Source organism: Ralstonia sp. A12 (assembly GCF_000801955.1).
GTDB lineage: Bacteria > Pseudomonadota > Gammaproteobacteria > Burkholderiales > Burkholderiaceae > Ralstonia.
On record NZ_JSZO01000008.1, the window covers coordinates 167,341 to 188,660 of the forward strand.

At 65.3% G+C, this 21,320-nt stretch carries 18 protein-coding genes; 6 read left to right on the plus strand and 12 right to left on the minus strand.

The window, feature by feature from the left end:
- Positions 1 to 14: 14 nt before the first annotated feature.
- Together PI87_RS12605 and PI87_RS12610 are read right to left on the minus strand one after the other, a co-directional pair.
- Complete coding sequence (locus PI87_RS12605; RefSeq protein ID WP_039598035.1) at positions 15 to 1,553, minus strand: FAD-dependent monooxygenase; 1,539 nt, start codon at positions 1,551 to 1,553, stop codon at positions 15 to 17.
- Positions 1,554 to 1,820: 267 nt separating this feature from the next.
- Complete coding sequence (locus PI87_RS12610; RefSeq protein ID WP_039598036.1) at positions 1,821 to 2,258, minus strand: hypothetical protein; 438 nt, start codon at positions 2,256 to 2,258, stop codon at positions 1,821 to 1,823.
- Between the two features lie 223 nt (positions 2,259 to 2,481).
- Between PI87_RS12610 and PI87_RS12615 the strand changes: the two genes are divergently transcribed.
- The gene (locus PI87_RS12615) at positions 2,482 to 3,051 is read left to right on the plus strand and encodes an isochorismatase family cysteine hydrolase (protein WP_039598037.1); all 570 of its coding nucleotides are present in this window, start codon (positions 2,482 to 2,484) and stop codon (positions 3,049 to 3,051) included.
- A gap of 5 nt (positions 3,052 to 3,056) precedes the next feature.
- Here the strand turns inward: PI87_RS12615 and prpR are convergent, their stop codons facing one another.
- Entirely contained in the window at positions 3,057 to 5,009 is a 1,953-nt protein-coding gene (gene prpR, locus PI87_RS12620; RefSeq protein ID WP_039598038.1) for a propionate catabolism operon regulatory protein PrpR, read from the minus strand.
- A gap of 195 nt (positions 5,010 to 5,204) precedes the next feature.
- Between prpR and prpB the strand changes: the two genes are divergently transcribed.
- From prpB to prpF, 4 genes are all read left to right on the plus strand, one after another.
- The gene (prpB, locus tag PI87_RS12625; protein ID WP_039598039.1) at positions 5,205 to 6,101 is read left to right on the plus strand and encodes a methylisocitrate lyase; all 897 of its coding nucleotides are present in this window, start codon (positions 5,205 to 5,207) and stop codon (positions 6,099 to 6,101) included.
- Between the two features lie 32 nt (positions 6,102 to 6,133).
- Positions 6,134 to 7,303, plus strand: coding sequence for a bifunctional 2-methylcitrate synthase/citrate synthase (gene prpC / locus PI87_RS12630; RefSeq protein ID WP_039598040.1), 1,170 nt, complete (start codon positions 6,134 to 6,136; stop codon positions 7,301 to 7,303).
- A 281-nt stretch (positions 7,304 to 7,584) separates the two neighbouring features.
- On the plus strand, positions 7,585 to 10,182 hold the full coding sequence (acnD, locus tag PI87_RS12635) for a Fe/S-dependent 2-methylisocitrate dehydratase AcnD (RefSeq protein ID WP_039598041.1): 2,598 nt from the start codon (positions 7,585 to 7,587) through the stop codon (positions 10,180 to 10,182).
- A gap of 106 nt (positions 10,183 to 10,288) precedes the next feature.
- A complete protein-coding gene (prpF, locus tag PI87_RS12640) occupies positions 10,289 to 11,473 on the plus strand; it encodes a 2-methylaconitate cis-trans isomerase PrpF (protein ID WP_039598042.1) in 1,185 nt (394 codons plus the stop codon).
- A gap of 95 nt (positions 11,474 to 11,568) precedes the next feature.
- On the opposite strand, the gene PI87_RS12645 is transcribed toward prpF, so the two are convergent.
- Both PI87_RS12645 and PI87_RS12650 read right to left on the minus strand, forming a co-directional pair.
- Positions 11,569 to 12,027, minus strand: coding sequence for a thioesterase family protein (locus PI87_RS12645; protein ID WP_039598043.1), 459 nt, complete (start codon positions 12,025 to 12,027; stop codon positions 11,569 to 11,571).
- Positions 12,028 to 12,059: 32 nt separating this feature from the next.
- Positions 12,060 to 12,368 carry a putative quinol monooxygenase gene (locus PI87_RS12650; RefSeq protein WP_039598044.1) on the minus strand — a complete coding sequence of 103 codons (309 nt, stop codon included), beginning with the start codon at positions 12,366 to 12,368 and terminating at the stop codon, positions 12,060 to 12,062.
- Positions 12,369 to 12,476: 108 nt separating this feature from the next.
- Here PI87_RS12650 and PI87_RS12655 point away from each other — a divergent pair, with 108 nt between their 5' ends.
- Positions 12,477 to 13,436, plus strand: coding sequence for a GlxA family transcriptional regulator (locus tag PI87_RS12655; RefSeq protein ID WP_039598161.1), 960 nt, complete (start codon positions 12,477 to 12,479; stop codon positions 13,434 to 13,436).
- Positions 13,437 to 13,440: 4 nt separating this feature from the next.
- Here the strand turns inward: PI87_RS12655 and PI87_RS12660 are convergent, their stop codons facing one another.
- The 7 genes from PI87_RS12660 to PI87_RS12690 form a co-directional block, all read right to left on the minus strand.
- A complete protein-coding gene (locus tag PI87_RS12660; RefSeq protein WP_039598162.1) occupies positions 13,441 to 13,989 on the minus strand; it encodes a DinB family protein in 549 nt (182 codons plus the stop codon).
- Between the two features lie 102 nt (positions 13,990 to 14,091).
- Positions 14,092 to 15,315 carry a collagen-like triple helix repeat-containing protein gene (locus PI87_RS12665; protein ID WP_039598045.1) on the minus strand — a complete coding sequence of 408 codons (1,224 nt, stop codon included), beginning with the start codon at positions 15,313 to 15,315 and terminating at the stop codon, positions 14,092 to 14,094.
- Positions 15,316 to 15,669: 354 nt separating this feature from the next.
- Positions 15,670 to 16,389: a GNAT family N-acetyltransferase gene (locus PI87_RS12670; RefSeq protein ID WP_039598046.1), complete on the minus strand. Its 720-nt coding sequence runs from the start codon at positions 16,387 to 16,389 to the stop codon at positions 15,670 to 15,672.
- A 15-nt stretch (positions 16,390 to 16,404) separates the two neighbouring features.
- Positions 16,405 to 18,441, minus strand: a complete 2,037-nt coding sequence (locus PI87_RS12675) for a transglutaminase TgpA family protein (protein ID WP_039598047.1) — start codon at positions 18,439 to 18,441, stop codon at positions 16,405 to 16,407.
- Positions 18,438 to 19,544 (minus strand): DUF58 domain-containing protein, encoded by a 1,107-nt coding sequence (locus tag PI87_RS12680; RefSeq protein ID WP_039598048.1) that lies wholly within the window; start codon positions 19,542 to 19,544, stop codon positions 18,438 to 18,440. Before PI87_RS12680 ends, PI87_RS12675 begins: the two co-directional genes overlap by 4 nt.
- 12 nt (positions 19,545 to 19,556) lie before the next feature.
- Entirely contained in the window at positions 19,557 to 20,537 is a 981-nt protein-coding gene (locus PI87_RS12685) for an AAA family ATPase (RefSeq protein ID WP_039598163.1), read from the minus strand.
- Between the two features lie 84 nt (positions 20,538 to 20,621).
- Entirely contained in the window at positions 20,622 to 21,275 is a 654-nt protein-coding gene (locus tag PI87_RS12690; protein WP_039598049.1) for a TetR/AcrR family transcriptional regulator, read from the minus strand.
- Positions 21,276 to 21,320: the final 45 nt, after the last annotated feature.

A 21,320-nucleotide genomic window follows, 5' to 3' on the forward strand; every position in this document is an offset into this window, starting at 1 on the left:
GCAGCCTGACGCTCTCAAGCCGCGCCGAACCATCGCGATGCGGCTTGCGTCAACGCCTCCTGGTCGGCCGGGCCGTCACCCGCCCAGGCGACGATGCCGTCGGGGCGTATCAGCACGGCGGTCAGGCCAAGACTGTCCTCCGCATCGCTTGCGACATAGGCGATGCGGTCGGGCCAGCGGCCTGCCAGCGTCTGCAGTGGCGCACGCGCGTCGAAGTCCAGCAGCAGGCCTTTGCCGCTGCGCAGGCGCTCGCCGAGCCGGGTGCCATCTGCCAGTGCGAAATCGGGCGCGCTGCGGCCCACCAGCGGGTGATTGCTGTCACCGCCGCCCATCTCATACCGCAGCGACAAACCCCAGATGCGCTCCGCAAAGTAGGTCGCACCATCGCGCGTGTCGATCAGATCGCGAAGGATGGCTTCAAGCGCCCGCGTGCTGCGGCTCGGCCGCATGAGCGCCACCTGCGCGCGCGACCAATCCAGTATCTGTGCACCCAGCGGATGCCGCTCCGCGCCGTAGCTGTCGAGCAGACCATCCGGCGCATCGCTGCGAATGGTTGCGGCGAGCTTCCATCCAAGATTCATGGCGTCGCCCAGCCCGAGGTTCAACCCCTGACCACCCAGCGGCGAGTGAATGTGCGCGGCATCTCCGGCAAGCAGCACACGCCCGTTGCGATACGTCGTCGCCTGGAAGGCGCGGTCTGTCCACGTGGTCGCAAGCTTGAGCGCCCTCACGGTAACGTCGGCGCCGGACACATGGCGCAGCACACGCTGCACATGCTCCAGCGTGATCGGCTGGGTGCGATGGAACGCACCGCCGTCAAAATCCACCATGGCGATGGTGCCCGGCGGTTGATAGGTGAACATACCTGTGGGCGTGTAGTGGCGCCCTGGGGAAAGCATATGCGGCTCTGTCAGTTCTATCGCAGCCGAATAGCCGGTGAACTCCGGTTCCGTACCGGCAAATTCAAAACCAGCCACCTTGCGTACGGCGCTGCGCCCGCCATCGCAACCGACCAGCCAACGTCCGCGGAAGGTCTGGCTGCCGGCGCGCACTGTCACCGTTTCGTCCCCTTGCTCGACACCATCCACGCCGAGGCCGCGCCGGATCTCCACGCCCAGTGCGCCTGCACGCGCGGCCAGGACGGATTCAATGTGCGCCAGCTCGCATGCCATGTTGGTGCCTGCCGGACTGGGCAAGCGATACGGCCACTTTGCATCGTCGATCCTGTCATGGAAGAACTGGATGCCCGCGAAATGGCCTCCAGGGCCGCCACGACGCTGAGGCTGAGGCTGTTGCGACCAATGCGCGGGCGGCACGGCCGCACGTTGCGGCGCGGCGATGTCATCCAGCAAGCCGCGACGGTCAAAGGCCTCAAGGGTGGGCGAAGACAGCCCGCGCATCCCGAACGGGAGCTGCTTCAAGGGCGAATGTGGATCTTCAGCTTGCTCCAGCACCAGCACCGAGAGGTGGGCGAGGCGCAGCTCGCAGGCGAGGAACAAGCCAACCGGGCCTGCGCCGGCAATGACAACGTCGTGGATGGGTAAATCGTGCATGAGCGACTCCGTGATGGTCGTTCGACCGGAGCAGTTCGATATCTTGAGAACCACACGGACGAACAAAAAACAACGCCTGAGCGGCGTCGATGTTCGTCGTGGGACTCATGCACGAGGCATGGACAGAGCTTCCGCTGAACTTCACTCAGGGAAGGACTTGGGCTGGACCACACCAAGTCTGCCTTTTTCGACTGGCGTGAATGTAGCGGCTGGGCCGTCCGACTGCAACACGGGGCGTGATCGTTCTACTGACGATCGCCCCGCCGATCACCCGCGCATGCGCAGCAGATCAGCGTACGAGACCAGTTTGCGTTTTCCTGATCCCAGCGTTTTTCGTTTTGACTTGGATGTAGCGCGGGCGGGCTTGCTGCGCTCGAACTTGGCAGCAGCGCGTGCGTCTTCCTTGGCGTGAATGCTTGCTGCCTTGGCTTCTGCCTTCAGGCGGTCCGCTTCCAGCTTGGCAGCCACGCGTTCTTCCCGGGCAACATCCTGCGCGGCCGACAGGATTTCGGCCTTGAGTAGATCGCGCCGTTGCTTGGCGGCAATCCGGGCCGCGTGCAGTTGCTCTTTCCTTTGCCGCAGCCAGTCTTTCCGGCTCACGGGCGCAGGTCTGGCCTCTGGCGGCACGCTCAGGCGTAACGCCCTGCTGACGGCAGCCTTGTCCGTTTGCAGCGTGCGTCGCGCGTCGTGTTTCGCATCACTCACGGTGCTTCACTCTCCTCAACAGCACATCCATGCTGCCCGTGTACCTGCCGTTGGTGCGTGGCCATGGGCAAACTTCTTTCAACCGTACCATAGGACACCATGCCGCGCCCGGGTGACGGCCGTCGGTTAAATCGATGCAAAAACGCGACGCTTGGTTGCCTGCAATTCGGCGTCAGGGGGCCGTGATAGAGTCGGCCACCACCCACCACCACCCAACGTGACCATGCAGACTCCGACCATTGTGCCGTCGCAAACCGCGCTGTTGGTCATGCACTATCAGACCGACATCATGGAGTTGTTTCCATCGGTCGCGCCCACGTTGCTGTCCAACACACGCACGCTGTGTGATGCCGCGCGGGCCAAGGGCATCCGCGTCTATTTCGCCAAGTTCCACTTCAGCCCCGGCTATCCGGAAGTCAGTCCGTTGAACAAAAACGGGCAAGGGGTCAAGCAGCTTGGTCTGTTCGTCCACGACCGGATCTCGCCAGAACTCGGCCGGCAGGATGATGAACCGATCATCATCGCGCATCGTGCCAGCGTGTTCTATGGCACCGATCTGCAGGTGCGGCTTTCCGCGCAGGGCGTCAATACCTTGCTCATGGTGGGCGTGGCGTCGACGGGCGTGATGCTGTCGTCCATCGCGCACGCGAGCGATGCAGACTTCCGCTTGTTGACCGTCAAGGACTGCTGCTACGACCCGGATCAGGTCGTGCACGATCATCTGTTTGCAACGGCGTTTGAGTCGCGCACGACGGTGTTGTCGCTGGCGGATGCATTGCGGTTGCTGGACTAGGCTTTTTACCCCGCCTGCAGCCGCCGCCACAGCGTCGTCTTGCTGATGCCCAGCGCCGCGCACACGGCGTTGCGATCCCCATCGTGCGCGGCCAGCGCGGCGCGAATTTCCTCAGCTTCCACACCCCGGCTGCGCTCGCGCAGTGTCAACGCAGGCTTCTTGCCGCGCACGGCGTGGGCAAACAGTTCCGGGGCGATCAGCCCCAGCACGTCTTGCGTGATGGTGCCGGCGCCGGTGTCATCGGCGTGGGCCAGTTCCACCGCAATCCGCTCGACCACGCTCTGCAGCTCGCGCACGTTGCCCGCCCAGGCGTAGTGCCGCAGCGGCTCAGCAACCTCGCTCAGGACGTGTGCGGCAACCTCGGTATCGGGAATGCGCAACAGCAGGCGCGGCTCACGGCGTGCGGCTTGCACAAGCAATTCGGCGGCCAGGGGCATCACGTCATCAGGTCGCTCACGCAGTGGCGGCAGCGCAATGCTCAGGATATTCAGGCGGTAGTACAGGTCGGCGCGGAAGGTACCCTCCTCCACCGCGTCGGTCAGCGCGCGGTGCGTGGCGGCCACCACGCGGATGTCCACGCGCGTGGGTTCGGTGGAGCCCAGCCGCACCACTTCGCGCTCCTGCAGCACGCGCAGCAGGCGGCTTTGCAGCGGCAGCGGCATCTCGCCAATCTCGTCGAGAAACAGCGTGCCGCGGTGTGCCGCTTCAATCAGCCCGGTCTTGCCGCCCTTGCGTGCACCGGTGAACGCGCCCTCTTCGTAGCCGAACAGCTCACTCTCCAACAGCGCTTCAGGAAAGGCGCCGCAGTTGATGGCCACAAAGGGGAAGTCACGCCGCGCGCTGAGCTGATGCATGCCCTGCGCCACCATCTCCTTGCCGGTGCCGGATTCGCCCAGCACGAGCACGGTGGCATCGGACTTGGCATAGCGCCGCACCAGCGTACGCACACGTTCGATGGAGGCGGATTCGCCCACCAGGTCATCGATCCGGTAGCGCGCGCTGAACTGCTGCGGGCGCTGACGTGAACGCAGCGTACGGTCCAGCCGCTCCACCGCGCGGGACTCCTGGAAGGTGAACACGGTGCCTTCTGAGGCGCCAGCCCCCGTGCTGGTGAGCGGACCACGATGAATGACGTAGTTCACGCCGTGCACAGTGCCCAGCGTGTCCCCTTCGGCATCCGGCAGCAAGCCCAGCAGGTTGGGCGCGATGCTGAGCAGCGGCTGTCCGGTGGCCTGCTTCGCGTCGATGCCCAGGGCGGTGGCCAGACGCTGGTTGATGGCCTCCACGCGGCCTTGCGCGTCGAGCGCCACCACGCCATCGCGCAGATGCTGCAGCAGGTTGTCGAGCCGTTGGCGGCGCTGCGCTTCGCGGCGGGTGGCCTGCACGACTTCCAGGGCAGTGTCGAAGGCGGCACGTACGGAGTCGCGCGAATACAGAAACACCGCGTTCATGCCGGCCTGCGTAGCCAGGTCCGTCACCAGACCGGGGCCGACCACCACACCCACGCCACGGTCGCGCAGGTCCAACACGCAGCTCTCTGCGCCCTGGCGCGATGTGTAGGAAGCAAACACCACGTCCATGCCATAGGCAGCGACAAAGCGGCGCACTTCGTCGGGCGTGTCGCCGTGGGTGACGAGGGCCACCGACTCCGCATCACGCCGCGCGCGGGCCAGCGCGTGCATCACGTCAAAGCCGGTCGGGTTGATGACGACCACGGGCAGCGACAGACGCGGCTTCAGATACGCGCCATTGGACCCGCCTGCGACCACCACGTCGGGGCGCTCAAGACCCGCCGCATCGATCTCGCGCACGATGTCTTCAAAGCCGCGTGTGATGACGCGCAACTCGGCGCGGTCGTTGTACTCGGCGGCAATGTCGAGGAAGAGATCGCTCAGGCGGCTGATGCCGCAGGCCCAGATGCGCGGGCGGCCAGCCGGGTCAGCAGGGGTGAGGCTCATGGTGCGGTGCGGGGCAACAGAAACGACGGTCCGGTCATTATGCGCCGCGCATTTCCATATTGAAATCTGAAATTCCAGTTTTGAAATGATGTGCGCGAGGGCGGCAACGTCACTTCCATACAAATCAACGGGTTACGCAGGGCCGCCGGGGTGGCCCGCTTCCTGCTGTAAGGGTCCATTCTTTCTGGAGCCCACATGAGCACAACCCAACGACACCCCACCAGCGCCGGCGCCAAGTTCCGCGCTGCCGTTGCCGAGTCCCAACCGCTGCAGGTGGTGGGCACCATTACCGCCTACGCCGCCAAGATGGCCGAGCAAACCGGCTTCAAGGCCGTGTATCTGTCGGGCGGTGGCGTGGCCGCCAACTCGCTGGGCATTCCAGACCTGGGTATCAGCACGATGGAAGACGTGCTGACCGACGCCCGCCGCATTACCGACGCCGTGCAGGTTCCGCTGATGGTCGACATCGACACCGGCTGGGGCGGCGCATTCAACATCGCACGCACCGTCCGCTCATTCATCAAGGCGGGTGTGGCCGCCGTGCACATGGAAGACCAGGTCGGCCAGAAGCGATGCGGCCACCGCCCGGGCAAAGAGGTCGTGCCCATCGACGAAATGGTCGACCGCGTGAAGGCAGCCGTAGATGCCCGCACCGATGATGGCTTCGTCATCATGGCCCGCACGGATGCGGCTGCCTCGGAAGGTGTGGATGCCGCCATCGAGCGCGCCGTGGCCTATGTGGAAGCGGGTGCGGACATGATCTTCCCCGAGGCGATGAAGACGCTGGACGACTACCGCCGCTTCAAGGCCGCGGTGAAGGTGCCCATCCTGGCCAACCTGACCGAGTTTGGCAGCACGCCGTTCTTCACCACCGACGAGCTGCGCAGTGCCAACGTGGATATCGCCCTGTACTGCTGCGGCGCATATCGTGCGATGAACGCCGCTGCACTCAACTTCTACCAGACGGTGATGCGTGACGGCACCCAAAAGGCCGCCGTGGAGACCATGCAATCGCGCGCCGATCTGTACCAATATCTCGGCTACCACGCGTACGAAGACAAGCTCGACGCACTGTTTGCTGCACAGAAATAACACTACACACGAACCGACACAGGAGATCCCCCATGAGCGAAGCTGACAACAGCACCCCGAACGCCGGCGCCTTCAAGCCGAAGAAATCCGTGGCCCTGTCGGGCGTGACGGCAGGCAACACTGCACTGTGTACCGTCGGCCGCACCGGCAACGACCTGCACTACCGCGGCTATGACATCCTCGACCTGGCCGGCGCGTGCGAGTTTGAAGAAGTCGCCCACCTGCTCGTGCACGGCAAGCTGCCCACCAAAGCTGAACTGACCGCCTACAAGGCCAAGCTGAAGGCCCTGCGCGGCCTGCCTGCCAACGTGAAGGCCGCACTGGAATGGGTGCCTGCTTCCGCTCACCCGATGGACGTGATGCGCACGGGCGTGTCGGTGCTCGGCACCGTGCTGCCCGAGAAGGACGATCACAACACCCCCGGCGCACGCGACATTGCCGACCGCCTGATGGCATCGCTGGGCTCGATGCTGCTGTACTGGTACCACTACAGCCACAACGGCAAGCGCATCGAAGTCGAAACGGATGACGACTCCATCGGCGGCCACTTCCTGCACCTGCTGCACGGCGTGGAGCCGTCCAAGTCGTGGGTCGACGCAATGCACGTGTCGCTCAACCTGTATGCGGAACACGAGTTCAACGCCTCGACGTTCACCGGCCGCGTGATTGCCGGCACGGGCTCGGACATCTACTCGGCCATCACCGGTGCCATTGGCGCGCTGCGTGGCCCGAAGCATGGTGGTGCCAATGAAGTCGCCTTCGAAATCCAGAAGCGCTACGACACGCCGGACGAAGCCGAGGCCGACATCCGCCGCCGCGTGGAAGCCAAGGAAGTCGTGATCGGCTTCGGCCACCCGGTGTACACCGTGTCCGACCCGCGCAACAAGGTCATCAAGGAAGTCGCGCGCAAGCTGTCGAAAGAAGCCAGCAACACCAAGATGTTCGACATTGCCGAGCGCCTGGAAACGGTCATGTGGGACATCAAGAAAATGTTCCCGAACCTGGACTGGTTCAGCGCCGTGTCGTACCACATGATGGGCGTGCCGACCGCAATGTTCACGCCGCTGTTCGTGATTGCACGTACGTCGGGCTGGGCTGCGCACATCATCGAGCAGCGCATCGACAACAAGATCATCCGCCCGAGCGCCAACTACACCGGCCCGGACGACCTGAAGTTCGTGCCGATCGCCAAGCGCGCGTAAGAAGACAAGCAAAAAGCAAAAAAGGAACGTCAACCCAAACCCCCAGACGGTTTGGCCGTTGACGTTCCTGCCCTTGATGGCGCCTTGAATTTTCGTAAGCGGGCGGAAACAAGACGGGGAACTGTCTGAGCGCAGCGAGTTTTCCCCGTCTCCGCCCGGTTACGAAAATTCAAGGAGGCTTTCGCCATCTCGGGCACGCCTTTCTTTGCTTACTTTCTTTGGCAAGACAAAGAAAGTGAGTCGCCCCCGGCAGGGGGAGAAACAAGGGATGCACCCACACCATGAACACAGCACACCGCAAACCCCTCCCCGGCACAACGCTGGATTACTTCGACGCGCGTGAGGCCGTAGAAGCCATCCAACCAGGCGCGTACGACAAGCTGCCGTACACCTCGCGCGTACTCGCCGAGAATCTGGTACGCCGCTGCGACCCGGCCACGCTCACCGCCTCGCTCAAGCAACTGATCGAACGCAAGCGCGATCTGGATTTCCCCTGGTTCCCAGCCCGCGTGGTCTGCCACGACATCCTGGGCCAGACCGCATTGGTGGATCTGGCAGGCCTGCGCGACGCCATTGCCGACCAAGGCGGCGACCCCGCCAAGGTCAACCCGGTGGTGCCAGTGCAGCTGATCGTCGACCACTCGCTGGCCGTGGAATGCGGCGGCTTCGACCCCGACGCCTTCGCCAAGAACCGCGCCATTGAAGACCGCCGCAACGAAGACCGCTTCCACTTCATCGACTGGACCAAGCTCGCGTTCAAGAACGTCGACGTGATCCCGGCGGGCAACGGCATCATGCACCAGATCAATCTGGAGAAGATGTCGCCGGTCATCCAGGCGCACGACGGCGTGGCCTACCCCGACACTTGCGTCGGCACCGACAGCCACACGCCGCACGTGGATGCACTGGGCGTGATCGCCATCGGCGTGGGCGGGCTGGAAGCTGAGAACGTGATGCTCGGCCGCGCCTCGTGGATGCGCCTGCCCGACATCGTCGGCGTAGAGCTGACGGGCCAACGCCAGCCCGGCATCACCGCCACCGACATCGTGCTGGCCCTGACCGAATTCCTGCGCAAGCAGAAGGTGGTGGGCGCGTACCTGGAGTTCTACGGCGAAGGTGCCTCGCGCCTGACGCTGGGCGACCGCGCCACCATCTCCAACATGGCACCGGAATACGGCGCCACGGCCGCGATGTTCTCGATTGACGACAACACGCTCGACTACCTGCGCCTGACCGGCCGCACCGACGAGCAGGTCAAGCTGGTAGAGACGTACGCCAAGACAGCGGGCCTGTGGTCCGACACACTGAAGCGCGCCGAATACGAACGCGTGCTGCGCTTCGACCTGTCGAGCGTGGTGCGCAACATGGCCGGCCCCTCGAACCCGCACGCACGTGTGGCTACGACCGACCTCGCCGCCAAGGGCATCGCCGCCAAGTGGGAAGAGACGCCGGGCCAGATGCCGGATGGCGCCGTCGTCATCGCCGCCATCACGAGCTGCACCAACACCAGCAACCCGCGCAACGTGATTGCCGCCGCGCTGCTGGCGCGCAATGCCAACCGCCTGGGCCTGACGCGCAAGCCGTGGGTGAAGAGTTCGCTCGCGCCCGGCTCCAAGGCCGTTGAGCTGTATCTGGAAGACGCCGGCCTGAAGGCAGAGCTGGAGAAGCTCGGCTTCGGCATCGTCGCGTTTGCCTGCACCACCTGCAACGGCATGAGCGGCGCGCTGGACCCGAAGATCCAGCAAGAGATCATCGACCGCGACCTGTACGCCACCGCCGTGCTGTCGGGCAACCGCAACTTTGATGGCCGCATCCACCCGTATGCCAAGCAGGCGTTCCTCGCCTCGCCGCCGCTGGTGGTGGCCTATGCGATTGCCGGCACGGTGCGCTTCGACATCGAGCGCGACAGCTTCGGCACGGACGCCAACGGCAAGCCCATCACGTTGAAAGACCTGTGGCCGACCGATGAAGAGATCGACGCCATCGTGCGCGCCTCGGTCAAGCCGGAGCAGTTCCGCCAGGTGTACATCCCGATGTTCGAGCAGCGCAGTGAGTCCGTTGCCAACGTGAGCCCGCTGTACGACTGGCGCGCGCAGAGCACCTACATCCGCCGCCCCCCTTACTGGGAAGGTGCGCTGGCCGGCGAGCGCACGCTCAAGGGTCTGCGCCCGCTGGCTGTGCTGGGTGACAACATCACGACCGACCACCTCTCGCCATCCAACGCCATCCTGGCGAGCAGCGCCGCTGGTGAATACCTGGCCAAGATGGGCCTGCCGGAAGAGGACTTCAACTCGTACGCCACGCACCGCGGCGACCACTTGACCGCACAGCGCGCGACGTTTGCCAACCCCACGCTCATCAACGAGATGGCCGTGGTGGACGGCGCGGTGAAGAAGGGGTCGCTGGCGCGCATCGAGCCCGAAGGCAAGGTCACGCGCATGTGGGAAGCGATCGAGACCTACATGGACCGCAAGCAGCCGCTGATCGTGATTGCCGGCGCCGACTACGGCCAGGGCAGCTCGCGCGACTGGGCCGCCAAGGGCGTGCGCCTGGCCGGCGTGGAAGTCATCGTGGCCGAAGGCTTCGAGCGCATCCACCGCACCAACCTGATCGGCATGGGCGTGCTGCCGCTGGAGTTCAAGCCGGGCACCACGCGCCTGACGCTGAGCATTGACGGCACCGAAACCTATGACGTGATCGGCGCGCGCCAACCACGTGTAGACCTCACGCTCGTCATCCACCGCAAGAACGGCGAACGTGTGGAAGTGCCCGTCACGTGCCGCCTGGACAGCGACGAGGAAGTCTCGATCTACGAAGCGGGCGGTGTACTGCAGCGCTTCGCGCAAGACTTCCTGGAATCGAACAAGGAGGCGGCATGAGCAGTAAGCAGGGGCCCCGCACAGCGGGGATGCGCACGTGCGCGAATGCAAGCAGCCACCGACACCACTCACGCGAAATGACCGACATGATCAAGGAGGTGGCTGCATGACACATCCGGCTCAGATCAAGGTGCCCGCCACGTACATCCGTGGCGGTACCAGCAAGGGCGTGTTCTTCCGCCTGCAGGATCTGCCGCTAGCCGCGCAGGAACCCGGTGCCGCCCGTGACGCGCTGCTCATGCGTGTGATCGGCAGCCCCGACCCGTACGGCAAGCAGATCGACGGCATGGGCGGCGCCACGTCGAGCACCAGCAAGACGGTGATCCTCGCCAAGAGCACACGCCCGGACCATGACGTGGATTACCTGTTCGGCCAGGTCTCCATCGACAAGCCGTTTGTGGATTGGTCGGGCAACTGCGGCAACCTCTCGGCCGCCGTGGGCCCGTTCGCCATCAGCAACGGGTTGGTGGATGTCAACCGAGTGCCGCAGAACGGCGTGGCCATCGTGCGCATCTGGCAAGCCAACATCGGCAAGACCATCATTGCGCACGTGCCTATCACCAACGGCGCGGTGCAGGAGACGGGCGACTTTGAACTGGACGGGGTGACCTTCCCGGCAGCGGAAGTGCAGCTTGAGTTTCTCGACCCCGCTGCGGACGAAGACGGTGACGGTGGCGGCGCGATGTTCCCCACCGGCAACCTCGTCGACGATCTGGACGTGCCCGGCGTAGGCACGCTCAAGGCAACCATGATCAATGCCGGCATTCCGACCATCTTCGTGAATGCGGAGTCGATCGGCTACACCGGCACCGAGCTGCAGGACGCCATCAACAGCGACGCCAAGGCGCTGGCCATGTTCGAGACGATTCGCGCGCACGGCGCAGTGCGCATGGGCCTCATCAAGAGCATCGACGAAGCGGCTACGCGGCAGCACACGCCCAAGGTGGCCTTCGTCGCACCGCCGAAGGACTACGTCTCCTCGAGCGGCAAGACCGTCGGCACGGGCGATGTGGACCTGCTGGTGCGTGCCATGTCGATGGGCAAGCTGCACCACGCGATGATGGGTACGGCGGCTGTGGCCATCGGCACGGCGGCGGCCATTCCGGGCACGCTGGTCAACCTCGCGGCCGGTGGCGGTGAACGTGGCGCGGTGCGCTTCGGGCATCCGTCCGGCACGCTGCGCGTGGGCGCGGAAGCCAAGCTGGTGGATGGCGAATGGACGGTCACCAAGGCCATCATGAGCCGCAGCGCGCGCGTGTTGATGGAAGGCTGGGTGCGCGTGCCGGGTTGAACCCGGGCTGACACTGCGCCACACGAAAAAAGGGCAGACGCTCGGTGGATGACACCGGGCGCCTGCCCTTTCTTTTTGCGTTGAATGACCCAGACTCAAGCACCCGTTGCAGCGGGTTGCATGCTGCTGGGCAGCGTCACGAAGTCATCCGCATGGCTAATGGCCTGCAGGGCGCGCAGCAACGGCTCTGGCGGGCACGTGAGTTTGCGGCGCGCAAGGTCGAGCCAACCCGCAGTGGAAGTCACTCGCGCCACCAACTTGCCGTCACGCAGAAAGTCATTGCGCAACACCATGCGGCTGCCGTCATCCGACAGGCCGGCCAGCGTCAGGCGGACCGTCATGCGATCGAGCAGGTGCAGTTCGCGAAAGTATTCGATCTCGTCTTTCATCACCACGGGTCCAATGCGCAGCCGCATGAACTCGGCCATCGGAAAACCCTGCTCGGCGAAGTACAGCATCCGTACATCCGCAGACTTGTCCAGATAGGCAGTGTTCTTCATGTGCGAATTGAAGTCCATGTCGCCCCAACCGGCGAACAGCTCCTGCTCGAACATCGTGCGTCTCCTTTTCTCGCGTGCGGTCTCGGTCAGCTTGCGGCGGTGTTCTTCATGCCCAGCACCTCGATCGGCGCAATCTCGGGCGGCGATGCCAGCAACTCGGCCGCGTTGGCCATGAGTGCCTTGGCGATCGGGCCATCCAGATGGGCCTGGCGGCTCTGCTCGCTGGTAAAGGCATCGAAGATGCCAAACACGTTGGGCGCAATGCGCAACGCAAACCAGATCGGGGTGGTGGCTTCCTGATTGGCCATCTCCAGGCCAGCGGCGAGGAAGTCAGCCACGGCCTGTTCCTTGCCCGGTTTGGCAACAAGCCGGGCGAAAAACGCGTACTTGATCATCTTGGGTCTCCTGATGCCGCGCAGGGGTCTGCACGCACAGACGTACTTTACAAAGCCGTCATGGCGGAAAATACTGTCCCGATTGACAACTTTGATATCGATACTGCCATGCGGATTGCCGTGCTCGCGCTGCAAGGCGTGTTCGATACGGGGCTGGCCACGGTGCTCGATGCCTTTGCCACGGCCAACGAACTGGCGCAGGTAGCGGGTATCAACGTGCCGGCGTTCGAGGTGGCGGTGGTCGGCATGCGGCCACAGGTGCACAGCGGGCTGGGCCTGCAAGTGCCTGTGTGCAGCGTGGACGATACGGCTTCCCCAGACTGGGTGATCGTGCCGGCCATCAGCGCGAAGATGCCCGACGTGCTGGTGCCTGCATTGGGCCGTGAAGACGTGATGGACGCGTTGCCCGCCCTGCGTGCATGGTCAGCCGGTGGCGCACGCATGGCGGCTGCCTGCATCGGCACGTTTGTGCTGGCAGAAAGCGGCCTGCTGGATGGTCATGACGCCACCACCACCTGGTGGCTCACGCCGCTGTTCCGCCAGCGCTATCCGCAGGTGCGGCTGGATGCGCATCGCATCATCGTACCCAGCGGCGCGATGCTCACGGCTGGCGCTGCACTCAGCCATATCGACATGGCGCTGTGGGTGATCCGCCAGAGCAGTCCGGAACTGGCCGCGCTGGTGGCGCGCTACCTCGTGTTCGACACACGGCCATCGCAGTCGGCGTACGTGATTGCCGATCACCTCTCGCATGCAGACCCGCTGGTCGAGCGCTTCGACCGCTGGGTGCGCGAGCGGCTCGACACCGCCATCACGCTCGATGCCGCAGCCGATGCGCTGGCGACCAGCAAGCGCACGTTGTCGCGCCGGTTGAACGAGGTGCTCGGCAAAACGCCCATCGCACACATCCAGGATCTGCGCATCGAGCGTGCGGTGCATCTGCTCAAGACCAGCAAGCACAGCGTCGACCAGATTGCCGAGCAGGTCGGCTATGCCGATGGCGTGACGCTGCGCACGCTGTTGCGCAAGCGGCTGGGCAAGGGCATTCGGGAGTTGCGGGCGGCGTAGGCGGTTACAGCACGGCCGGTGCTTCTGCGCCCTGCAGTCTGCGTGCGGGCTCGGTCCTGTGCAGATGCACGGCGTAGGTATCCCACGGCATCTGGAAGTCGGGCCCTGCACTTTCCGCTACCTGCCGCATCACCCGCCCCACCTCACCACGGTGATAGCCGCCGTGGGTGATGACGTGCATCAGCATCTCTTCGCGCGTCATGTAGCCCAGGTCACCATCCGTGAATGTGAAGGGCACAGATTCGGACAGCATGGCCGGCGTGACCGCGCGCACGTAGTCGAGGTACCACTGATCCATCGTCGCAAGCTCTGCGCGCAGGGCTTCCAGCGTGGGCGTCTCAGGCGTGTTGTCAGCCGCAAAGCCGTGTGGCTTGCCGGCCAGATGCGCGGCAAAGATCTTGTTGACCACCAGGCAGTGGTTCATCAAGCGCAGCGCCGTGTGCCGCGCTTCGGCGTGCTGCTCGGAGCGAAGGCCTTGCATCGCCTGCACCATCTCTTCGTTCGCCCATGCCTGATAACGGAACATCCGGAACAACAGTTCGCCTGCGCTCATGCCGGTCACCCCTCGTCCAAATGAAATGTGAGCTTCGGGTGCATTATCAGTAAAAAAAGCCGTCCAGCGCGAAGCATGGACGGCTCATCGGCGTGACGCAGATCAGTGGTGCGGCGTGCCCCCCAGCGCACCGCCCAACGTACCCACTGCACCACCCACTGCACCCGTTACGGGGGCCAGCGGCGTGGCCGCACCGGTTGAGGTGAGCGACGAACCCACCCCCGTCAGCAGCGAGCCGACCGGTGCCGTCGCACCAGCCGCCGGATTGGCACCACCAGCGGCTGCGCCACCCAGCGCGCTCGTCACAGGGGCCAACGGGTTGCTGCCCGTGCCGCCACCTGCTGCGCCGCCCAGCGCCCCGGTCACCGCACCCAGCGGATTGCTGCCGCCCGTGGCACCGCCCAGCGCATTGGTGATTGGCGCCAGCGGGCTGCCCGACGTGCTTCCACCCGGCGTGGAAACCGCGCCACCCAGCGCCGCCACCGTGCTGCCCGTGGCCGAGACCACGCCGCCCACGTTGGACACCACCGGCGCATTCGTGCCGGTCAGCGACGTGCCGACGTTTGCCACCGTACCGCCCACGGTCTGCAGCAAGTTCGTCGCGGGTGCGCCAAGGCCCGTGGCGTTACCCAGCGTCTGCGTGGCGGTGGTGACTTGCGAGGTGAGCGGCACGACGGTCGAGCTGAGCTGTTGCGTGACCTGCTCCACCGGCCCGGTCGACAGGGCCGTACCCAGCGTGCCGCCCGCATTGGCCACCGCCTGCCCCACTTGCGAGACCGCGCCGCCCAACGGCGTGGTCACCGGTGCGAGCGGCTGCAGCGGGCCAGTACCCAGACCGGTCACCAGACCGCCCGTGGCGTTGACGGTATTGCCAACCTGGGTGACAACGTTACCCGTGCTGGACACCGTGGTCCCCACCGGGTTCGGGTTGGTGCCCATGCTGCCCAGGCCGGACTGCACACCTGTGCCCAGCGCAGAGACCGTATTGCCGACGTTGTCGACCACGTTGCCCAGCGCAGACGCACCCGGCGCATTGGAGCCCGCAACAGTCCCGCCCACGCCGCTGATGGCACCGCCCGTGGCCGAGAGCACGCCGCCGCCCTTGTTGGCGACATCGCCCGTGGGCGTGGTCGACGCAGTCGTGGTGGACCCGCCCGTACCACCCGAGGTGCCCGAGCTGCCCGAGCCGCCGCTTCCGTTGTTGGCGGAGGTGCCGCCACCGCTGGTTCCGCTCATGTCGCCCGAACCCGAACTGGCGCAGCCGCCCAGAATCAGCAGCCCTGCCAGCGTGGCCGAAACCAGTGCGCCGCGATGCATTCTCGTCATGTCAGTCTCCCGTTTCAAAAATGCGCTTGATAATGTGCCGCCCCCCTCTGGCCATCCATTTTTCAAATGGATCTGACCATTAACTGCATATCGGCTTGAAATGCAGTCTATGAAGCGACCTCTGTTTGATTGCAAACATTGTCAAACGCCGCCATGCCTTTACCAGGGCCAGAATCGGGCAGCAGCAATCCATGCAAACCCAAGCAGCAAAAGGGTGCAAACGTTCGCGAGAAGTGAGATGAAAGTGGGATTATGTTTCGAACACTGACTCTAAATTACCCAATATGAGTCATGTACCAACTCGGCGCGAAGACAAAATCGCCGCATTGCGCGGCAGGCCGGGACAACGATGGATTACGCTTCCAGGCGCATCACCTTGGTCAGATGGAATGACTGCTGGACGGCAAACCCCAGGCGCTCATACAGCGCGATCGCCGCACGGTTGTGGTCGAACACATGCAGGATCGGCGTTTGCCCGCGCTGCACGATCTCGTGTTGGAGCATGCGGATCAGCCGATGGGCGAGGCCCCTGCCACGGTAGGCATCGTCCACGCACACGGCGCTGATCTCGACGTAGTCATCCAGCTGCATGCGCTCACCCGCCATGGCGATCAGTCGGCCACCAGACTCACCCTCTCGCAAGCCGATGTAGTGACCCGTCTCATGTGTGCGTGTCCGGAACGGGCCAGGCTTGGCGCGCTCCGCCAGCGCCTGCATATCGGCGGCATCGGCGTTGCCCAAGCGCAGAATGCCAGTCGTGTCGACGGGATCATCGGGGGCATGCACCACGATCATCTGCTGCAGGATGCCGGCCCGATCCACTTCAAACTCCGGCGGAACGTCGAGATGCCCCGGCGCAAACAACGACAGTTGTTCGCCTGGGTCGAGCAGCCGATGCAGAGCCTCCCACGCTGCGGACATCTCGTCAGCCGTGGCGGGAGAAAGCGCCGCAAAAGGCGCAACATCGGCAGGGTAGCGACAGGCATGCGGACCGCACTGCCGGAAATGCCGGTGCCCAGTTGCCAGCGACGACCAGATAGGGTTATCGAGCGGGTGCATGTCAGGTTGGCTCATGTCATGGTGCTCCGGTCATGCAGGCACGCGCAGCGCGGCCACGTCTTCCTTCCAACGTGCAAGACGCTGTGCACGCGCTTGCGCATCGCCACCCTCGCGGCCATAGCGCAGCGCGATGTAACCGGCGGCCACGCGGCGCAAGGCTTCCGCCGCCTGCGGGAACTGCGCGGCGGCACGCTCGGCGTAGGCCATCGGCCCTTCTGTCGGGCTGCGCGGACAGCCGTGCCGCGCCAGCTGGTCGCACACGCGCTGCCATTGCACCTGTACCGGATCAGGCTTGGGCTTGCGCTGCTGCCACAGCAGCGGCAATGCAGCGAGCAGGAAGATGGCCGACACCCCCCACAGCACCGCACGCGGGTCCGCCGCATCCAGCCCCAGCCAGGCAAAGAGCTGCGCCTGCCGGTTGCGGTCGTAGCCGAGCACCCAGCGGTTCCAGCCGCTGATGAGGCCATCGAGCCCCCAGCGCGCACTGCGCAGCCACGCGGGCTCTTCCACGCGGCGCGAGCGGAATTCACTGGCGGGCACGGCCGCTGCCAGGCCGCGTTCCACGCGCTGCGGTGCGACGGCGGCAGTCGGGTCCACACGCACCCAACCGCGCCCGGCCAACCACACCTCGGCCCAGGCATGCGCATCGGACTGGCGCACGATGATGTCGCCGCTCACGGCATTCACCTCGCCGCCGAGGTAGCCCACCACCACACGCGCTGGCACACCCGCCGCGCGCATCAGAAAGACGAAGCTGCCGGCGTAGTGCTCGCAGAAGCCGCGGCGCGTGCGGAAGAGGAAGTCGTCGATCTGCTGGCCCTGCAATGGCTCGGGTTGAAGCGTGTACGCAAACGGTGCGCTACCAAACAGCTTGAGCGCGGCCGATACGCGATCCACCGGCGGCAGCGCAGCCCACTGTGCGGCCAGCGCGCGTGCCTGTGGGTTGCCCTGCGGCAACGCCAAGGCAGTCTGCAGCGTGGGGGGGTCGAGCGGCTGTGCGTCGTCCGCGCGATTACGGTCGGGCACACGTGAACGCGCGTGGTAGCGCATGCGCTGGTCGATCGGCTGGCGGCTAATGAACTCCGCGTCAACGCTGCGGCCAATGTCGTCGCGCGCATCGATCGACAGGCCGCGATCGAGCGCAAACAGCCAGCGCTGGTGCGTCGTTTCCAGCGTGATGTTGTAGTCGACCACGCCCGATTGGCCTGCAATTGCGCTCGCAGAATTGGGTACGCTCCCGGGCACAGGGCGTTGCCGCATTGTGGCTGCCGTCCATGCCTGGCCATCAAAACGCCACAGCACCATGCCACGCCAGTAAAGCGTATCGAGCGGTGGCGGCGTACCGGCAAAGTCGGCGCGGAAGGCGAGGTCATCCGACAGGATCAACTGGCCGATGGAGCCGGGCGCCATGCGGTCAGTGATGCCGCTCGTGCCAGTTTCAGCAGAACGCGGCAGGCTCCACAGCGGATGATCGAGACGCGGGAACAGCAGGAACAACACGGCGGCACACGGCAAGCCCATCGCCACCAACCGGATCAGCACGCCCACCGGCGACACCCGCATGCGCGCCTGCGGATGCAACAGCAGCAGCCAGTTGCGCAACAGCAGCGCCACCGTTGCCAGCATGGTGACGGCCAACCAGGGCGGCTGATCAAACAGCGTTTGCGAGAGCAGCAGGAAGCAGCACAGTTGCGTGGCCAGAATGCCGTTGCGCACCGTGTGCGATTCCATCAGTTTGAGCACGAGAAACGCGCCCAGCAACGCGACCGACAGGTCGCGGCCGATGTTGCCGCCGGTGCGCAGAGACAGCGCCAGCGTGACGAACAGCGTAGCCACACCCGTGAGGCCCAGCACCCACTTGCCCGGCAACGGCGCGCGACGCACCCACAGCAGCGTGCGCCAGAGCAACAGCACGCCAAACACAGCACACGTCACCAGCGGCAGCGCACGCAGCAACGGCACCAGCACAACAGCGAGTTGCGCGATCAGCCAGCCGTGCTCGCGGTGCGTGAGGGCCCGGGCGGAGCCGAACGCCGCGGCTTCGGTACCGATGATGGCGGTGCTCATGCTGCCGCCTCCGTATCCTCGGGCATGGCCGGCTTGCCCCACAACGCCAGCGCGCGCAGGCATGCATCACGATGCGCAACGCCCCGCGAAGGGCCCAGCGAGACCCCCGGCAAGATCAGCGTGTATTCGGGCTCGTCACCGGCGGGTGCGTGTTCAGCGGCCAGCACCCACGCGCACAGGCGCGAGAGGCGTTGCTCCGCGTTCATGGAGGTCGGCAGCGCATCCCAGGCGAGCACGCATTGCGCGTGGCGTACCTGCTGGCCGGTGCGGCTCATCCAGGTGTCGAGCCGGGCACTGTGCTTCCAGGCGATGCTGCGCAGTGCGTCGCCCGGGCGATAGGCGCGCAGCTGGTCGGCGGCTTCTTCGACCTGGGTGCGGGCGGCGCGTGGGTTGTCTTCCTCGCCAGGGTCGGGGGCGAAGCTGGCCGGCAACGGCGGCACAGAAGACTCAGGCTCGGGATAGACCAGCAGCGTGAGCGGTGCATCGGCATAGCTCCACGCGCGAAACAGACCGAGCGGGAAACGTGTCGATACCGTCAGGCGCGGCAGTTTGAACCAGCCACGCGGCTGCGCGGCAAACGCCAGCGCCGCTACCGTTGCGTCGTGCGCATCGAGCGCGGCCTCGACCGGCGCAGCAGGAAGCGCAACATCATGCGCGCTCACCTCCACACCCACGCGCGCCCACGCTGTGACATTGGCCAGCGCCACGCTCACGTTGAGCGCGTGCCCGGCAAACACGGCCTCACCCGCCGCGCCGCGCACTTCCAGATCGACCAGGTTGCGGTGCGTCTGCCACATGGCAGCGGCCGCCACGCCGGCCAGCACGAACGTCAGCAGAAAACCCAGGCTCACGTTGTAGTTGAGCGAGGTGATGAGCATGACCACGAGCAGCAGCGCAAAACCCACGCCGGCTGCCGTGGGCAAGATGTAGACGTGGTTGCGATCCAGGCGGATGCGGCCTTCGCGTGGTTTGCGCGGCCGTTGCAGAAAACGCTGCACACGCGCCCGCGCGAAGCGGATGCCCGGCAGTGCGGCCAGACCCGCGAGCAACAGGCGGAACAGCGCACGCAACGGTGCAAGCAGCAGAGAAGTGAAACGCGCCATGGCGCCGTGTGCTTAGGGAATGGCGACCGTATCGAGCAGCCGCTGCGCCAGCGCGGTGGCCGACAACGTACCGCCCGTCGGCAGCAGCCGGTGCGCGGCCACGGCCTTGAACACGGCCTGCACATCTTCGGGCAGCACGGCATCACGACCATCGATGAGCGCCCAGGCGCGTGCCGCCGCCAGCAGTGCCAGACCGGCGCGCGGCGACAAGCCCATCTGCACCTGCGCATCGGTGCGCGTGGCATTCACCAGCGCGAGCACGTAGTCGACCAACGCGGGTGCCACGTGCACAGCATCGGCGGCAACTTGCAATGCGACGACCTGCGCGGCGGTCAGCACAGGCTGGATGTCCTGCGGCGCACCGCCACCCAGATACAGCGCACGCTCCGAACTTTGATCGGGATACCCAAGCGACAGCCGCATTGTGAAGCGGTCCAACTGCGATTCGGGCAGCGGGTGCGTGCCGATCTGATTCAACGGGTTCTGCGTGGCAATCACGAAGAACGGCTCGGGCAGCGGATACGTGGCACCGTCGTGCGTCACCTGCCCTTCGGCCATCGCCTCAAGCAGCGCGCTCTGGGCCTTGGGCGTGGCGCGGTTGATTTCGTCGGCCAGCACCACCTGCGCGAACAACGGACCGGGGTGGAATTCGAACGCGCCCTTCTCTTTCACGTAGATCGACACGCCGATCAGATCTGTCGGCAGCAGATCGCTGGTGAACTGCACGCGCTGGTATTGCAGCCCGAGCGTGCGGGCCAGTGCGTGCGCGAGCGTGGTCTTGCCCACACCGGGCAAGTCTTCCAATAGCAGGTGCCCGCGTGCCAGCAGGCACGCCAGCGCCAGACGGATCTGCAACGGCTTGCCGAGCACGATGCGGTCCAGCGCGCGCTGCGCCTGCGACAGCGCCGCCGGCAAAGACAACGGCTGCACGGGCGCGGTTTGTGTCGGCCGGACAGAAGAGACAGGAGAGAGCGGGACTTGGTTGGGCGTCATCGAATCGGGTGCAGCCGAAGCAACAATGCCAGCGAGTGTAGCGGCATCGTGCAGCACTCGCGCGCCCGTGACGCGACTACAACATCAGTCCGGTTTGCGCACCGGGATATTGGCATCCAGCAGGACACGTGCCGTGCGCGGCAAGCTCTTGATCAACCGCGGCGCATCGGTGCCGAATGTCTGGCTGGCGGTATAGGCCCCCTCGATCAGGAAGGCAAGATCATCGGCCAGCGCATCGGGATCGGTGGCACCGGCAGCTTCGGCACGATCGCGCAAGCGCGAGAGCAGCAGCGCCTTATTGCGCTGGACGAACTGCCGCGCCGCATGCGACAGGTCCGGAAACTCCGCCGCCACGTTCACGAACGGGCAACCACGGTAGCCGGGCTGCGAAGCCCGCCCCGACACATCAATAAAGAACTGCAGCAGTTGCGCGCGCGCGTCGTCCGGGTGCTTGGCCATGCTGGCATTGAAGTAGCCCCAGAAGTTCTGGTCGCTGCGCTCCAGATACGCGAGGACAAGGTCGTCCTTCGACTTGAACTGGCGGTACAGGCTCATCTTGTTGACGCCGGCCTTCTCCACTACCGCCTCAATGCCCACGGCACGCACGCCTTCGTAGTAAAACAATTGACGGGCGGCCTCGAGCAGGCTGGCATGCGCATCCTCACCGCTGATGCGGCGGGGCGGCGGCTTGGGTTGCTCAACGGAAGGAGAAACGGCGCGTGGACCGCGTGCTGCCATGTGATGACTCCTGCAGACGCAGCGGCAGGCAAACCCCCAGCCGCG

What these genes read in the sequence shown, in the direction of transcription:
- PI87_RS12605 (WP_039598035.1), bottom strand. Translation starts at nt 1,553, where the DNA reads ATGCACGATTTACCCATCCACGACGTTGTCATTGCCGGCGCAGGCCCG.
- PI87_RS12615 (WP_039598037.1), top strand. Translation starts at nt 2,482, where the DNA reads ATGCAGACTCCGACCATTGTGCCGTCGCAAACCGCGCTGTTGGTCATG.
- prpR (WP_039598038.1), bottom strand. Translation starts at nt 5,009, where the DNA reads ATGAGCCTCACCCCTGCTGACCCGGCTGGCCGCCCGCGCATCTGGGCC.
- prpB (WP_039598039.1), top strand. Translation starts at nt 5,205, where the DNA reads ATGAGCACAACCCAACGACACCCCACCAGCGCCGGCGCCAAGTTCCGC.
- prpC (WP_039598040.1), top strand. Translation starts at nt 6,134, where the DNA reads ATGAGCGAAGCTGACAACAGCACCCCGAACGCCGGCGCCTTCAAGCCG.
- acnD (WP_039598041.1), top strand. Translation starts at nt 7,585, where the DNA reads ATGAACACAGCACACCGCAAACCCCTCCCCGGCACAACGCTGGATTAC.
- prpF (WP_039598042.1), top strand. Translation starts at nt 10,289, where the DNA reads ATGACACATCCGGCTCAGATCAAGGTGCCCGCCACGTACATCCGTGGC.
- PI87_RS12645 (WP_039598043.1), bottom strand. Translation starts at nt 12,027, where the DNA reads ATGTTCGAGCAGGAGCTGTTCGCCGGTTGGGGCGACATGGACTTCAAT.
- PI87_RS12650 (WP_039598044.1), bottom strand. Translation starts at nt 12,368, where the DNA reads ATGATCAAGTACGCGTTTTTCGCCCGGCTTGTTGCCAAACCGGGCAAG.
- PI87_RS12655 (WP_039598161.1), top strand. Translation starts at nt 12,477, where the DNA reads ATGCGGATTGCCGTGCTCGCGCTGCAAGGCGTGTTCGATACGGGGCTG.
- PI87_RS12660 (WP_039598162.1), bottom strand. Translation starts at nt 13,989, where the DNA reads ATGAGCGCAGGCGAACTGTTGTTCCGGATGTTCCGTTATCAGGCATGG.
- PI87_RS12665 (WP_039598045.1), bottom strand. Translation starts at nt 15,315, where the DNA reads ATGACGAGAATGCATCGCGGCGCACTGGTTTCGGCCACGCTGGCAGGG.
- PI87_RS12670 (WP_039598046.1), bottom strand. Translation starts at nt 16,389, where the DNA reads ATGAGCCAACCTGACATGCACCCGCTCGATAACCCTATCTGGTCGTCG.
- PI87_RS12675 (WP_039598047.1), bottom strand. Translation starts at nt 18,441, where the DNA reads ATGAGCACCGCCATCATCGGTACCGAAGCCGCGGCGTTCGGCTCCGCC.
- PI87_RS12680 (WP_039598048.1), bottom strand. Translation starts at nt 19,544, where the DNA reads ATGGCGCGTTTCACTTCTCTGCTGCTTGCACCGTTGCGTGCGCTGTTC.
- PI87_RS12685 (WP_039598163.1), bottom strand. Translation starts at nt 20,537, where the DNA reads ATGACGCCCAACCAAGTCCCGCTCTCTCCTGTCTCTTCTGTCCGGCCG.
- PI87_RS12690 (WP_039598049.1), bottom strand. Translation starts at nt 21,275, where the DNA reads ATGGCAGCACGCGGTCCACGCGCCGTTTCTCCTTCCGTTGAGCAACCC.